This window comes from Cupriavidus necator, from assembly GCF_016127575.1.
GTDB classification, from domain to species: domain Bacteria; phylum Pseudomonadota; class Gammaproteobacteria; order Burkholderiales; family Burkholderiaceae; genus Cupriavidus; species Cupriavidus necator_D.
This window is the reverse complement of sequence record NZ_CP066019.1, coordinates 2220167-2233637: the sequence shown is the minus strand read 5'-3', so window position 1 is coordinate 2233637 and position 13471 is coordinate 2220167. Positions and strand designations below refer to the sequence as shown.

Below are 13471 nucleotides of genomic sequence, written 5' to 3'. Positions count from 1 at the left end.
AAGCGGTGACGCGTGCGTGCGTGGCGGGGCCGGCCAGGCCCGCAGGTGCGGGGCCTGGCGGGACGTTGGCCGGGCTGGTGGCCCGGTTGGCCGGTGGCCGCCAGTGTGTAACTGGTTGTTGCGGCTGTGCTGCTGCAGTGACTCAGCCTTGCGCCATCATCACCTGGTTGCGGCCATTGCGCTTGGCCTGGTAGAGGCCTGCATCAGCGGCTTCCACTACCTGGTTCGGCGCCTGGTCAGGCTGGGGCACCAGCACGGCGCCGCCGATGCTGACGGTGACGCAGTCGGCGGTGGGGGAGCCGCCGTGGGCAATGGCCAGCCCCTGCACTGCGCGCCGCACCTTTTCGGCCAGCAGCCGCACGCCGCCTGGCGAGGTCGCCGGCAGCACCATGGCGAATTCCTCTCCGCCAAAACGCGCGGGCAGGTCGGTGGGGCGCACGCAATTGTCGCGGATCACAGCGGCCACGCGGCGCAGCACCTCGTCTCCGGCGACGTGGCCGTAGGTGTCGTTGTAGGCCTTGAACGCGTCGACGTCGATCATCAGCAGCGCCACCTGGGTTTGCTCGCGCAGCGCGCGGCGCCATTCCGCGCCGAGGTATTCATCGAAATAGCGCCGGTTGGACAAGCCGGTCAGGCCGTCTGAATTGGTCAGCCGCTGCAGCTCCAGGTTGGTTTCCAGCAGTTGTTGCTGGCTTTGCCGCAGCGCGCGATAGGCTTCGTCGCGCTGCAGCTGGTTCAGGTAGGAGCGCGAGTGGTAGCGGATGCGCGCAATCAGCTCGATGCTGTCGGGCAGCTTGACCAGGTAGTCGTTGGCGCCGGCGGCAAACGCCGCGCCCTTGGTCGCGGCATCTTCCTTGGTCGAAAGCACGATGATGGGGATGTCGCGCGTGGCGGGGTTCTCGCGATAGCGCTGCACCAGCGTCAGGCCGTCCACGCCCGGCATCACCAGGTCCTGCAGGATCACGGTGGGCTTGGTCCGCTGCGCCACCGCCACGGCCTCGTCGGGCTGCGCGCAGTAGTGGAAGTCGATGTCGGCTTCGGTGGAGAGCGCGCGGCGCACCGCTTCGCCGACCATGGCCTGGTCGTCCACCAGCAGCACCATGGCAAGGTAGTCCTTGTCGGCCGCAGGCGCTGCGGGTCGGTTGGGTAATTCGGGTTGCATGTTCAGTTCCTGGGTGTCACGGTCCCGGTGCCGGCCGCGACGTATTGCATCGGGTCAAAGCGGCACGGTGCCGCCGCATGCCTGCACCAGCCGCGGCGCAATGCGCGGCAGCGGCAGGATCTCCGCGGCCGCGCCCATGGCTGCGGCGGCCTTGGGCATGCCGTACACGGCGCTGGTGGCGCGGTCCTGGGCGATGGTCAGGAAGCCGCGCTCGCGCATCGCCTTCAGCCCCAGCGCGCCGTCGCGGCCCATGCCGGTGAGCAGCACGCCGATCACGTCGCCGCGCCAGTGCTCCACCACGCTTTCAAAGAACACATCGATGGAGGGGCGGTACAGGTAGTCGCAGGGCTGTTCGGAGTAGGCCATGCGCGTGGGACTGGCCAGGCGCAGGTGGTCGTTGGTGCCGGCCAGCAGCACCGTGCCGGCCTGGGGCGCGTCGCCGGCGCGGGCAATGCGCACCGGCAGCTTGCACTGTCCGTCGAGCCAGTCGGCCATGCCGGCGGCAAAGGCTTCGTCCACATGCTGCACGGTGACCACCGCGGCGCCGAAGTCCGCCGGCAGCGCGCCCAGCAGCGTGGCCAGCGCGGCCGGGCCGCCGGCCGAGGCGCCGATCGCCACCAGCCGTGGTGCGGCCACTGCGCGCGGCGCTGCCGTCAGCCTATGCTGCGGGGCCACGCGGCCGGCCAGCAGGCGGCCGATATTGCGCAGCTTGCGCAGCAGCGGCCCGGCGGCAAGCTGGGCGTCGGGCTCGACCAGCGTGGGGGTGTCGACCGCGTCGATGGCGCCGTGGCCCATTGCGTCGAACACCTGCGAGGCATTGCGGCCCAGGTCCATGGTCACCACCACGATGGCGCAGGGGGTGGCGGACATGATGCGCCGGGTCGCCTCGACGCCGTCCATGACCGGCATCAGCAGGTCCATCAGGATCAGGTCCGGGGTCTGGCGCGCGGCCATCTGCACCGCCTGTTCGCCGTCGCCGGCGACCCAGGCGATCTCGAACGACGGATCCAGCGCAAGCGCGCGGCGCAGCGCGGCTACCGCAAGCGCCGAGTCATTGACGATGCCGATCTTCATGGGCGTGCCTCGCCGATCAGGTCATGGACCGCGTCGAGCAACGCGGCGTCGTGGAAACTGCCCTTGGCCAGATAATAGTCCGCGCCGGCCTCGAGCCCGCGCTGGCGGTCCTGTTCGCGGTCCTTGTACGACACCACCATCACCGGCAGCTGCCGCAGCGCGGCGTCCTGCCGGATCCGGCGCACCAGCTCGATGCCGTCCATGCGCGGCATGTCGATATCGGTGATGACCAGGTCGAAGGGCTCGGCGCGCAGCACATTCCAGCCGTCCATGCCGTCGACCGCCACCGCCACGTCATAGCCGCGCCCGGCCAGCAGCTTGCGCTGCAGCTCGCGCACGGTGAGCGAGTCGTCCACCACCAGCACGCGCCGCGCGCGCGCCTGGACGCTGGCCACGGCCGCCTGCCGCACGCCTTCGATGCGGCCCTCGGAGACCAGCTTCTCGACCGAGCGGATCACGTCCTCGACATCGAAGATCAGCACCGGCGTGCCGTCGTCGGTGAGGCTGCCGGCGGCGATGTCGCGGACCTTGCCCAGTGCCGCCGGCAGCGGCTGCACCACCAGCAGGCGCTCGCCCAGCATGCGGTCGACGGCAATGCCATAGATGCGCTCGGCCTCGCCGATGACCACCACTGGCACTTGCGCGTGCGCATTGGCAGCGTCAGCCTCGGGGCGTTGCAGCACCTGCGCCGCGCTGACCAGCCCGATGGCGCGGCCTTCGTGGCGGAAATGCTGGTGCCCTTCGGTCTGCTCGATCTCGCTGCGCGCCACCGAGGCCGCGCGCAGCACGCGGCCCAGCGGGAAGGCATAGGCTTCGCCCGCGACCTCCACCAGCAGAGCGCGCACCACCGACAGCGTCAGTGGCAACTCCATCCGGAAGTGCAGGCCCTGGCCCGGCTGCTGCGTCAGGCGCAGGCTGCCACGCACGCGGCGCACCATCTCCTGCACGGCATCGAGGCCCACGCCGCGGCCGGAGACCTCGGAGACCGAGTCGCGCATGCTGAAGCCCGGCAGCAGCAGGAAGTCGAGCAGCTCTGCCTGCGACAGCCGTGCCGCGGTCTCTGCGGACGCCAGCCGCCGCCGCACGATGGCGTCGCGCAGGGCTTCCAGGTCGACGCCGGCGCCGTCGTCGAAGATTTCGATCACCAGGCGGCCCGCGTTGTGGCGCGCCTGCAGCGTGACGCGGCCTTCCGCCGGCTTGCCCTGCGCCGCGCGCACCTCGGGCGCTTCGATGCCGTGGTCCACCGCGTTGCGCAGCAGGTGCGCCAGCGGCGCGTCCAGTGCTTCCAGGATATCGCGGTCCACCTGGGTGCCGGCGCCGATCAGGTCCAGGTGCACCGGCTTGCCGAGCGCGCGCCCGAGGTCGCGCACCATGCGCGCATAGCCGGTCAGCGCGTCCGCCAGCGGGCGCATGCGCGAGGCCAGCGCGCTGTCATAGAGCCGGCGCGCCAGCCGCGTGGCGCGGTGATCGTACTGTTCGAACTCTTCCAGCCGCGCGGCCAGCTGATCGTGGCTTTCGTCCAGCAGCTGGCGCAGTTCTGCCAGCGCGGTGTGCGCAGCCGCGCCCGCGTTGCCGTCCTGCAAGGCTTGCTGCAGCGCATCGACGGCGCGCAGTGCGCGTGCCTGTTGCCGCCTTGCCTTCTGCAGCGAGGTGCCGAAGGGGCGCAGCCAGTGCGACTCGACCATGGCCTCGCCGGACAGCGCCAGCAACTGGTCAAGCGCGTCGGCATTCACGCGCAGCATGCGCTCCTGTGTGTCGTCTGCCGGTGCCGGCGGCGCCGGTATCGCGGGCGCTGGTTCCGGTAACGGGGCCGGCGCTGGCTGTGCCTGCACGACCGGCGCCGCGGCACCGCCATCGACCGTGCCCAGCCGCTGCACCACTGCATCGATCTCGGCGCGGCCCGCGTGCTCGGCCCAGCCCGGATTGCCGCCGGGCGGATGGCCGATGCGCAGCAGCAGGTCGGTGCCTTGCAGCAGCGCGTCGATATGCGCGGCGGTCAGCGGCATGCCGCCCTGTGCGGCGACCAGGCAGTCTTCCATGGCGTGTGCTACGCGCACGCCGCCATCGAGCCCGACGATGCGGGCCGCGCCCTTGAGCGAGTGGGCGGCACGCATGCAGGCTTCGAGCTGCTCGGCGGCTGCCGGGTTGCGCTCCAGCGCCAGCAGGCCGGCATTGAGGACTTCGGCCTGGGCATCGGCCTCGAGCGCGAACAGTTCCAGCAGCGAGGCGTCGCGCAGTTGCTCGGAATTCATGCCAGGCTCCTGGCCAGCGCCTGGCGTACCAGTGCGGCATCGAGCAGCCCGACGCTGCGGCCCTGGTCGAGGAACAGCGCCTGCGTGTAGCGCGCCGAGGCCCGCGCAAGGGTGGCGGGCAGCGGCTGCAGCGCGGGCTGCGGCACGCGGGCGATGCCAGACACCTCGGCCACCGGCAGCGCGATCGCGGCGCGGCCCTGCCCGAGGATCAGGAAACGGCTGCCGCTGGCACTTTCACCGGCGCCCGCGTCGAACAGCCGGGCCAGCGACAGGCAGGCCAGCAGGTTGCCGCGCACCGCGGCCAGCCCCAGCACGGCGGCATCGCGCCGGTGCGGCAGCGAATGGATCGGGCAGGGGGCGGTGACTTCGCTCAGCGCTGCGGTTGGCAAGGCCAGCCACTCATCGCCGATGCGGAACACCAGGCAGGCCAGCGCGGTGCCGCGTTCTGCCGGCAAGGCCCCGTCATCGTCGGTGAACGTGGCGGCATCGGGCAGTGCCTCCGGCATTACGTCCAGCCGTTGCGCGTCCAGCAGCATGGCCGCGGCCCGGGCGTAGGTGGGGCAGTTGCGGCAGTGCGCGTGCTCGGCCAGGGCGGGGCACGAGCCGTCGCCGCGCACGCCGATGCGCCGCCAGCAGTCGTCGACGTTTTCGGTGCGCAGGAGAATGCCTGGGGGCTCAGCCATGGTGCTTGCGGGTGTGGCGTTGCGCGCGCTGGCGCAGGTGCATGGCGCCAGCGTGATCGCCTTCGGTATCGAGCAGCGCGGCCAGGTGGTACAGGCTTTCCTGGTGCGCCGGGTCCAGGTACAGCGCCTTGCGGTAGGCGGCATGGGCCTGCGCGGCGCGGCCCGCGGCGTCGTGCAGCACACCCAGCATGCAATAGGCGTCGGCGTTGGCATCCGCGGTGCGCTCGAGCAGCGCCAGGCAGGCTGCGGTGGCAGCCTCCAGCTCGCCGCGGTCGGCCTGGGCGGCAATGGCAGCCAGCGCGGCGCGCTGATCGTTGCCAGGCGCGGGCGCTGCGGGCCGCAGGGGCGGGGGCGTGACCGGGACGGGCCGCATCGAGGCAGGCGGCCGCGGCAGCCGTGGCGGTGCGGCCATGCGCGGCGGCTGGGCCGCGTGCACGGGCGCACGCGGCGCCGCCCTGGCGGCGGGCACGGCGGACGGCTTGCGGAAGGCAAAGGTCAGCGGCAGGCCGACCGGCTCCAGGCCCTGCGCGCTCAGCACGCTGGCCTCGGCCGGCCCGACAAAGAGAATGCCGTCGGCAGCGGCCAGCCGCGCCAGCGTCTGCACCGCATGCCGCTGCCCCGGCGCGTCGAAGTAGATCAGCAGGTTGCGGCAGAACACGAAGTCATAGGGCCGCTCGCCGGCCAGCAGGCCGGGATCGACCAGGTTGCCCTGCAGCAGCCGCACCTGTGCGCGCACGCGTGCATCCAGCACATAGCCGCTGGGCGTGGCCGTGAAATAGCGGTCGCGGAAATCCAGCGGCGCGCTGCGAAACGCGTTTGCGCCGTATTCGCCCTGGCGTGCGCGGGCCAGCGCGCGGGCGCTGATGTCCACCGCATCGATGGCAAAGCGGCCCGCCGGCACGCCCGCATCGAGCATGGCCATGGCGATCGAGTAGGGCTCTTCGCCGGTGGAGCAGGGCAGGCTCAGCGCGCGCAGGGTGCGCCTGCCGTCGGCAAAGGCGCGCTCGGCGGCAAGGCGGCCCAGCGCCAGCAGTGCTTCGCGATGCCGGAAGAACCAGGTCTCGGGCACCACCACGGCCTCGATCAGGGCCTGGAATTCATCGGCGGTGCCGTGCAGCAAGTCCCAGTAGGCCTGGGTGTCCGGCGCCTGCCGTGCCTGCTGGCGCTCACGCACGGCGCGTGCTACCGCGCCGGTGCCGATGGCGCCGGCGTCCAGGCCGATGCGGGCCTTGAGCAGGGCCTCGATGTGCGTGGCAGTGCTCATGCCGCGGCCTCCCCGGAGGTGTCGGCAAACAGCATGGCATGGACGTCGTCCGGCAGCAGGGCATCGACCCGCACCCACTGCAGCAGGCCGCGCGCGTCGTGCCGCACCGGCCCAAGGTAGCGCGGGCTGGCTCCGGCGATGCCGCCGTCGACAAACGATTTCACCGGGCAGCGCAGCGTCTGGGTGGCCGATTCCAGGCGCAGGCCCAGCAGCCGGCCGGCCTCGCCGCCATGGCGGCGGTAGTGGACCAGCACCGTGCGCGTGCTGGTGCGCAGCGCCGCCGGCACGCCGGTGGCCAGCGCCGGCAGGTCGATCACCGGCACCGGCTGGCCGCGGCGCTCCATCAGGCCCGCCACCCAGGCCGGCGCGCCGGGGATCTGCTTGAGCCGCGTGAGCGGCAGCACCTCGGCCACCTCGGCGGCATCGAGCGCATAGTGGTCAGCGCCGAGGCGGAACAGCAGGAAAAGTTTCATGGCGGCGGGGCGCAGGCCCTAGACCTTGAAGCGCGAGACGCCGCTGCGCAGGTCGTTGGCCACCAGCGTCAGTTCGTCGATCGCCTGGCTCGACTGGCGCAGCGACTCCACGGTCTGCTGCGCGGCCTCGGACAGCTGCATCAGCGCCTGGTTGATCTGCTCGGCGCCGCCGGCCTGGGCCTGCATGCCTTCATTGACCATCAGCACGCGCGGCGCCAGCGACTGCACCTGCGCGATGATCTGCGACAGCTGGTCGCCGACCTGCGTGACCTCGGACATGCCGCGGCGCACTTCCTCCGAGAACTTGTCCATGCCCATCACGCCCGCCGACACCGCCGACTGGATCTCGCGCACCATCTGCTCGATATCGTAGGTGGCCACCGCGGTCTGGTCGGCCAGGCGGCGGATCTCGGTCGCCACCACGGCAAAGCCGCGGCCGTATTCGCCGGCCTTCTCGGCCTCGATCGCGGCGTTCAGCGACAGCAGGTTGGTCTGGTCGGCCACCTTGGCGATGGTGGTCACGACCTGGTTGATATTGCTGGCCTTTTCGTTGAGCGTGGCCAGCTTGGCATTGACCGAGCCGGCGGCGTCCATCACATGCTGCATGGTGCCTTCCATGCGCGACAGCCCGACCTGGCCGGTGCCGGCCAGCCCGGCCGCCTGCTCGGCGGCGCTGGAGACTTCATGGATGGTGCGCACCAGGTCGCGCGCGGTGGCCGAGATCTCGCGCGAGGTCGCGCCGATCTGGGTCGTGGTGGCGGCGGTCTCGGTGGCGGTGGCCTGCTGCTGGCGCGCCGTCGCGGCGATCTCGTTGACCGAGGTGGTGACCTGGATCGCGGTGCGCTGCGCCTGGCCCACCAGCGAGGTCAGCTCTCCCGTCATCTGGTTGAAACCTGCCTCCACTTCCTGGAATTCGTCCTTGCGGCGCAGCGCCATGCGCAGGCGCAGGTCGCCGCCGCGGATGCCGGACAGCAGGTTGACGATCGACTGCATCGGCACTGTGATCGCGCGCAGCAGCAGGTAGCCGCAGACGATGGCGACCACCAGGGCCACGATCAGTGCCGCTTCGATGCCGATCTTGGCGGCATTGACGGCGTCGTCGATGCCGCGCGCCGCCCGCGCATTGACCGCGCTGTTGTCGTCCACCAGGTGCTGGGCGGCCTTGCGCGCCTCGATCCAGCGGTCATGCACGGTGCCGCGCAACGCGGCTGAGGCGGCGGCGCCGTTCCACTCGCCCGTCCGGGTCAGGATCTGGGCTGCCTGTTCGTATTGCGCGCGCACGTCCCGATAGGCCCTGAAGGCGGCGCGGTCTTCGTCGCGCGTGATCGAGGTCTCGTACTGCTGCTCGACCTTGTCGAGCCGGCTTGCGGCGTCCTGGCCCTGTTGCTGGAAGCTGCGCCGCTCGGCCTCGTCGGCGGCATTGATGGTCTGCCACGCCAGCACGTAGCGCTCGCCCCAGATGCCGCGGATGCCGGTACTGTGGTTCAGTCCGGGCAGCGCGTCCTTCAGCATCAGCGTGGTTTCGCGCTCAATGGCGCTCAGGCGGGTGTAGGAGACAACGCCCATCAGCGCCATGACAAGCAGGATCAGCGAAAAGCTTGCCAGGATGCGCGTGCGGATGGTCCATTCGTTCACGGTGTGGTCCCGGTGATGTTCTTGTTCAGGAGCGGCCATTCCCCGCAAAGCCGCCTCAGGGGCTCCTCTCGGGGTAGCAAGGGGCGGCGCGGCGGCGGCGGGCGGCCTCGACGCGCGGTAGGGTACTGTAAGCCGGGACCCGATTCAACGCGCAATGCGGCGCCGTTGCGCGGGTGCATAGCCATTCCCGCCACAATCGGAACTGCTTGATTTTTTCCAAGTTTTCGTCACACTTGCTAAATTGCTAGCGGGTAACAATGTCGACAATTACAGATGGGGCAGGGATGGTGGCCAAGTCGGGGGCGAAGGCGACTGGCGCCTCGCCAGGCTCGGATCTCGATCCGCTGACCGGCGTTGACAATCGCCAGGGATTTCTGAAGCGGCTGGAGGCACGCCTGCAGAGCGAGGCGGTGCCCCGCTGTGCTTTGCTGTTGATCGGCATTGACGATTTCCGCGCCTTCAACGACATGCACGGGCATGCCGAAGGCGACCTGATCCTGCAGCGCGTGGCCCGCCGCCTGCGCGACGCCTCGCCGCGCGACGCTGCCATCGGCCGCATTGGCAGCGACGAGTTCGGTGTGCTGCTTCCCTCCATTGCGGATCCCACGCTGGTGCGCCATGTCGGCGCGGCGATCCTCTCGATGCTGTCCTCCCCGCATGAGAACGCGGGTGGCCGCCACCATGTGCTGGCCAGCATCGGCGCCTGCGTGATCCCCGCCGCCGGCGAACAGGGGTCAGACGTGCTGGCCGCGGCCAGCCTGGCGCTGGCCCGCGCCAAGCACGACGGCGGCCGCACCATCCGCTTCTTCAAGCCGCAGATGCGCTCGGACGTGACCACGCGGCTGTCGCTGGTGCAGGCGTTGCACGAAGCCTATGCCCAGCGCCAGTTCGAGCTGCTGTACCAGCCGCAGGTCGACCTGCGCGACGGCCGCGTGCACGGTGCCGAGGCGCTGATGCGCTGGCGCCATCCGACCCGCGGCCTGCTGGCGCCGGCCGCCTTCATCGACGCGCTGGCCGGCAGCAGCATCGCCAGCGATGTCGGCATGTGGCTGCTGCAGACCGCCTGCGCCCAGGCGCGCGCGTGGTCGCTGGCCTTTCCCCAGCCGCCGCGGGTGGCGATCAACCTGTTCGCGGCCCAGCTGTCCGAAAGCCGGCTGCTGACCGAGGTGCGCCACGTGCTGCGCGCGCTGGAACTGGCCCCGGACTGCCTGGAGATCGAGATCACCGAAACCATCGCGCTGCAGCAGGGCGACGAGGTCGCGGACCAGCTGCAGGCGCTGCGCCGCGACGGCGTGACGCTGACTTGCGATGACTTCGGCACCGGCTATGCCTCGCTCAGCTTCCTGAAGTCGTTCCCGGTGGACCGGCTCAAGATCGACCAGTCCTTTATCCGCAACGTGACCGAAGACCCGGTCGATGCCGCAATCGTGCGCTCGGTGATCAACGTGGGCGCAAGCCTGCACATTGGCGTGGTCGCAGAAGGCGTGGAAACGCCCGAGCAGCGCGACTTCCTGCTGGCCAACGGCTGCCATGAGGCGCAGGGCTACCTGTACGGCCGCCCGATGCCGGCCGAGCGCCTGACCGAAATGCTGCGCCAGCAGTCCGGCCGCTGAGCCGCTTCCGCCGCCGTTTTGCCCCCCGCCCTGTCAGGGAAGTTGTTTCCACCTTTGACGGCGAGCCTGCTCGTCCCGGGCACCCGCTGACCCCCCGCCCGCCCGCAGCCTGCCTGGGATAGCGGTCCTGCCCGCGCGGCATGGCCGCATGGCGAAATACGAACTTACAAAGTCTGCCGCCCCGGGCGTGCCGCGGCATCCGGGGCAATGTATGGTGACATTAGGGTTGCCGCTGACATCGGCCGGCCGCCCCGGTGCGTTATGCGTTTTGTCCTGGTCCTGACTTCCATGTTCGATCCTTCCCAATCTGTCCCCCCTGCTCGAGGCCAGTTCCGTGGCAGGCTGGCGCTGACGGCCATGGCCGCCGCCGGCCTGGCGGTGGCGGCGGCTGCACTGGCCCAGGTGCCCGCCGGCCCTCCCGGCGAGGCCTATCTTGATGCGCCGACGACTGACGGCCAGTACCAGCAAGCCGATCCTTCCTCGCGCATTGCCACGCTGACCGCCGTCGACGGCAATCTCAGCTTTGCGCCGGCAGGCTCGGACGACTGGGCTGCCGCAGGCCTGAACCGGCCCTTCACCACCGGCGACCGGCTTTGGCTTGACCACGGCGGCCGTGCCGAGGTGCATGCCGGCACGGTGGCGGTCCGGCTGGGCGGTGCCACCGCGGCCAGCATCCTGAACCTGGACGACAGCGCCACGCAGGTCAAGCTGACCCAGGGCACGCTGCAGCTGCGCGTGCGCGCGCTGCCGCCGGGCCAGACGGTCGAGGTCGACACCCCCAACCTGGCCTTCGTGCCGCGCGAGCCGGGCGACTACCGGCTGGATGTGGCGCCTGACGGCAGCACCACCACCGTGACCATGCGCCACGGCAGCGCCGTGGTCTACGGCGACAGCCGCTCGATCGAGCTGCAGCGCGGCGACCGCATGCGCTTTGCCGGCACCGACCTGACCGACGCCGGTGGCGGCGGCGCGCCGGAAGACGCCTTCGACCGCTGGACCGCGGCCCGCGACGCGCGCGAAGACGCCTCGCCGTCCGCCCGCTACGTGCCGCGCGAGATGCCGGGCTACGCCGCGCTGGACGGCTACGGCGACTGGCAGGAAGACCCCGGCTACGGCGCGGTCTGGTTCCCGCACGTGGTCAGCGCCGGCTGGGCGCCGTACAGCGCCGGGCACTGGGCCTGGATCGCGCCGTGGGGCTGGACCTGGATCGACGACGCGCCCTGGGGCTTCGCGCCTTCGCACTACGGCCGCTGGGCCTATGTGGGCTCGCGCTGGGGCTGGGTGCCGGGCCCGCGCGTGCGCCCGTGCTACGCCCCCGCGGTGGTGGCCTTTGTCGGCGTTAGCGGCCCGAACTGGAGCGTGCGCGTTGGCAGCGGGCCGGGCGTGGCCTGGTATCCGCTGGGGCCGCATGACGCGTACCGGCCGGTCTATCGCGCCAGCCCGACCTATGTCGCCCGCATCAATCGCGTCACCGTGAACAACTTCGTGATGGGCGACCGCCGGCCTCCGCCTTACGCCAACCGCAACGTGCCCGGCGCCATCACCGGCATGCCGGCACGCAATTTCGTCGAAGGCCGCCCGGTGCGCGGCATGCATCGCGACGAATGGCGCAACCTGCCGGCAGGCGAGGCCAGGGGGGCGCCGCCAGTGGCGCCGGTCAAGGGCAGCCTGGTGGGATCGGCCCCGATGCGGCCGCTGCCGCCGCAGGCCCGCCATGGCTTCGAGCGCCAGGCCATCGCCGCCCGCCCGCCGGGCCGGCCCGCCACGGACGACCTGGCCCGCCGCTTCGCGCGCGAGGGCGGGGTTGTGCCCGGCGCCGGCCCGGCCTGGCGCGGCGGCAATGAGCGGCGGCCCGGGCGCGACGTGCAGCGGGCGCCCGATGTGCGCATGAGCCAGGCGGCCATCGCCGCGCGCGACCAGGCGCCGTCGCAGCCGCGCGCCGGCCGCGGCGATGCCGATGGCCCCGCACGTGGCGATCGCAACTATTCGAACGCCCCGGGCGAACCCTGGCGCGGCAACGGCCGCGGCCAGAGCAGCCGGCCCGACGAAGCCCGCGGCTTTGTTGGCCAGCCGGGCCAGCCGGGCGGACCGGCCGACCCGCAACGGCGGGCGCAGGGCATGCAGCGCGAACAGCAGCAGGTTTTGCAGCGCCAGCAGATGGAGCTGCAGCGGGAACAGCAGCGCGCGCTGCGCGAGCAGCAGCGGCAGGCGCCTGATCTGCAGCGGCAACAGCAGGAGGCCCGGCAACGCGACGCCCAGCAACGCCAGTGGCAGGACCAGGCCCGCGACCAGCAACGCCAGCAGGATCAGCAGCGCATGCAGCAGCGCCAGTGGGCGGATGGGCAGGACCGTCCCGATCCGGGGCGGCAATCGCAGGAAATGCATCGGCAGCGCTTTGAGCAGCAACGGCAGATGCAGGATGCCCAGCAACAGCGCCAGATGCAGGAGGCCCAGCAGCAACGGCAGATGCAGGAATCGCGGCAGCGCCAGGCGCAAGACGCCCAGCGCCAGCAGATGGAGCAACAGCGCCAGTCCGAAGCCCAGCAGCAGCGGCAGATGCAGGAATCGCGGCAACGCCAGGCGCAAGACATCCAGCGCCAGCAGATGGAGCAGCAGCGCCAGTCCGAAGCCCAGCAGCAGCGGCAGATGCAGGAATCGCGGCAACGCCAGGCGCAAGACATCCAGCGCCAGCAGATGGAGCAGCAGCGCCAGTCCGAAGCCCAGCAACGCCAGGCCGCCGACCAGCAGCGCCAGCAGGCGGAGCGCCAGCGCCAGATGGCCGAGCAGCAGCGGCAGGGCCAGGAGATGCAGCGCCAGCGTTTCGAGCAGCAGCGGCAAATGCAGGAGGCGCAGCAGCGCCAGGCCGAGGCGGCCCAGCGCCAGCAGATGGCACAGCAACGCCAGATGCAGGAGCAGCAGCGGCAGATGCAGGAGCAGCAACGCCAGGTGCAGGAGCAGCAACGACAGCAGGCCATGCAGCGCCAGCAGGCGGAACAGCAGCAGCGCCACATGCAGGAGCAGCAGCGTGCCGCGCAGGAGCAGCAACGTGCAATGCAGGAGCAGCAGCGGCACCAGCAGGACCAGCAACGGCAGATGCAGGAGCGCCAGCGGCAGCAGATGGAGCAGCAGCGCCAGCAGCAGCAACAGCAACAGCAGCAACAGCAACAGCGCGCCCAGAACTAACGCGGCGAGATGGAGGCGCGCAACGGGCGCGACGGCGATCGCCGGCAGTGGCACGGCCCGCTTGACGGAGCCCGGAAGGCAGAAACCCCGGCAGGCCTCGCGGCCTGCCGGGGTTTGTTCTTGCGCGGTGCC

General features: G+C 71.1%; 9 protein-coding genes. 2 read left to right on the top strand and 7 right to left on the bottom strand.

Annotated elements, in window-relative coordinates:
* Positions 1-142 precede the first annotated feature (142 nt).
* From I6H87_RS29110 to I6H87_RS29080, 7 genes are read right to left on the bottom strand one after another with little or no spacing between them, the layout of a single operon-like run.
* On the bottom strand, positions 143-1162 hold the full coding sequence (locus I6H87_RS29110) for a diguanylate cyclase domain-containing protein (RefSeq protein ID WP_011617614.1): 1020 nt from the start codon (positions 1160-1162) through the stop codon (positions 143-145).
* Between the two features lie 54 nt (positions 1163-1216).
* Positions 1217-2236, bottom strand: a complete 1020-nt coding sequence (cheB, locus tag I6H87_RS29105; protein WP_010811086.1) for a chemotaxis response regulator protein-glutamate methylesterase — start codon at positions 2234-2236, stop codon at positions 1217-1219.
* Complete coding sequence (locus tag I6H87_RS29100) at positions 2233-4488, bottom strand: hybrid sensor histidine kinase/response regulator (RefSeq protein ID WP_011617613.1); 2256 nt, start codon at positions 4486-4488, stop codon at positions 2233-2235. Before I6H87_RS29100 ends, cheB begins: the two co-directional genes overlap by 4 nt.
* Positions 4485-5171 carry a chemotaxis protein CheW gene (locus I6H87_RS29095; protein WP_011617612.1) on the bottom strand — a complete coding sequence of 229 codons (687 nt, stop codon included), beginning with the start codon at positions 5169-5171 and terminating at the stop codon, positions 4485-4487. Before I6H87_RS29095 ends, I6H87_RS29100 begins: the two co-directional genes overlap by 4 nt.
* Positions 5164-6435, bottom strand: a complete 1272-nt coding sequence (locus I6H87_RS29090; protein WP_011617611.1) for a CheR family methyltransferase — start codon at positions 6433-6435, stop codon at positions 5164-5166. Before I6H87_RS29090 ends, I6H87_RS29095 begins: the two co-directional genes overlap by 8 nt.
* Entirely contained in the window at positions 6432-6908 is a 477-nt protein-coding gene (locus tag I6H87_RS29085; protein WP_010811090.1) for a chemotaxis protein CheW, read from the bottom strand. The genes I6H87_RS29090 and I6H87_RS29085 overlap by 4 nt, the downstream gene beginning before the upstream one ends.
* Before the next feature lie 18 nt (positions 6909-6926).
* Positions 6927-8582 (bottom strand): methyl-accepting chemotaxis protein, encoded by a 1656-nt coding sequence (locus I6H87_RS29080; protein WP_011617610.1) that lies wholly within the window; start codon positions 8580-8582, stop codon positions 6927-6929.
* Between the two features lie 245 nt (positions 8583-8827).
* Here I6H87_RS29080 and I6H87_RS29075 point away from each other — a divergent pair, with 245 nt between their 5' ends.
* Positions 8828-10156 carry a putative bifunctional diguanylate cyclase/phosphodiesterase gene (locus I6H87_RS29075; protein WP_011617609.1) on the top strand — a complete coding sequence of 443 codons (1329 nt, stop codon included), beginning with the start codon at positions 8828-8830 and terminating at the stop codon, positions 10154-10156.
* A gap of 288 nt (positions 10157-10444) precedes the next feature.
* Positions 10445-13339: a DUF6600 domain-containing protein gene (locus tag I6H87_RS29070; RefSeq protein WP_136227879.1), complete on the top strand. Its 2895-nt coding sequence runs from the start codon at positions 10445-10447 to the stop codon at positions 13337-13339.
* The last annotated feature ends 132 nt before the right edge of the window (positions 13340-13471 follow it).

What these genes read in the sequence shown, in the direction of transcription:
- I6H87_RS29110 (WP_011617614.1), bottom strand. Translation starts at nt 1,162, where the DNA reads ATGCAACCCGAATTACCCAACCGACCCGCAGCGCCTGCGGCCGACAAG.
- cheB (WP_010811086.1), bottom strand. Translation starts at nt 2,236, where the DNA reads ATGAAGATCGGCATCGTCAATGACTCGGCGCTTGCGGTAGCCGCGCTG.
- I6H87_RS29100 (WP_011617613.1), bottom strand. Translation starts at nt 4,488, where the DNA reads ATGAATTCCGAGCAACTGCGCGACGCCTCGCTGCTGGAACTGTTCGCG.
- I6H87_RS29095 (WP_011617612.1), bottom strand. Translation starts at nt 5,171, where the DNA reads ATGGCTGAGCCCCCAGGCATTCTCCTGCGCACCGAAAACGTCGACGAC.
- I6H87_RS29090 (WP_011617611.1), bottom strand. Translation starts at nt 6,435, where the DNA reads ATGAGCACTGCCACGCACATCGAGGCCCTGCTCAAGGCCCGCATCGGC.
- I6H87_RS29085 (WP_010811090.1), bottom strand. Translation starts at nt 6,908, where the DNA reads ATGAAACTTTTCCTGCTGTTCCGCCTCGGCGCTGACCACTATGCGCTC.
- I6H87_RS29080 (WP_011617610.1), bottom strand. Translation starts at nt 8,582, where the DNA reads ATGGCCGCTCCTGAACAAGAACATCACCGGGACCACACCGTGAACGAA.
- I6H87_RS29075 (WP_011617609.1), top strand. Translation starts at nt 8,828, where the DNA reads ATGGTGGCCAAGTCGGGGGCGAAGGCGACTGGCGCCTCGCCAGGCTCG.
- I6H87_RS29070 (WP_136227879.1), top strand. Translation starts at nt 10,445, where the DNA reads ATGTTCGATCCTTCCCAATCTGTCCCCCCTGCTCGAGGCCAGTTCCGT.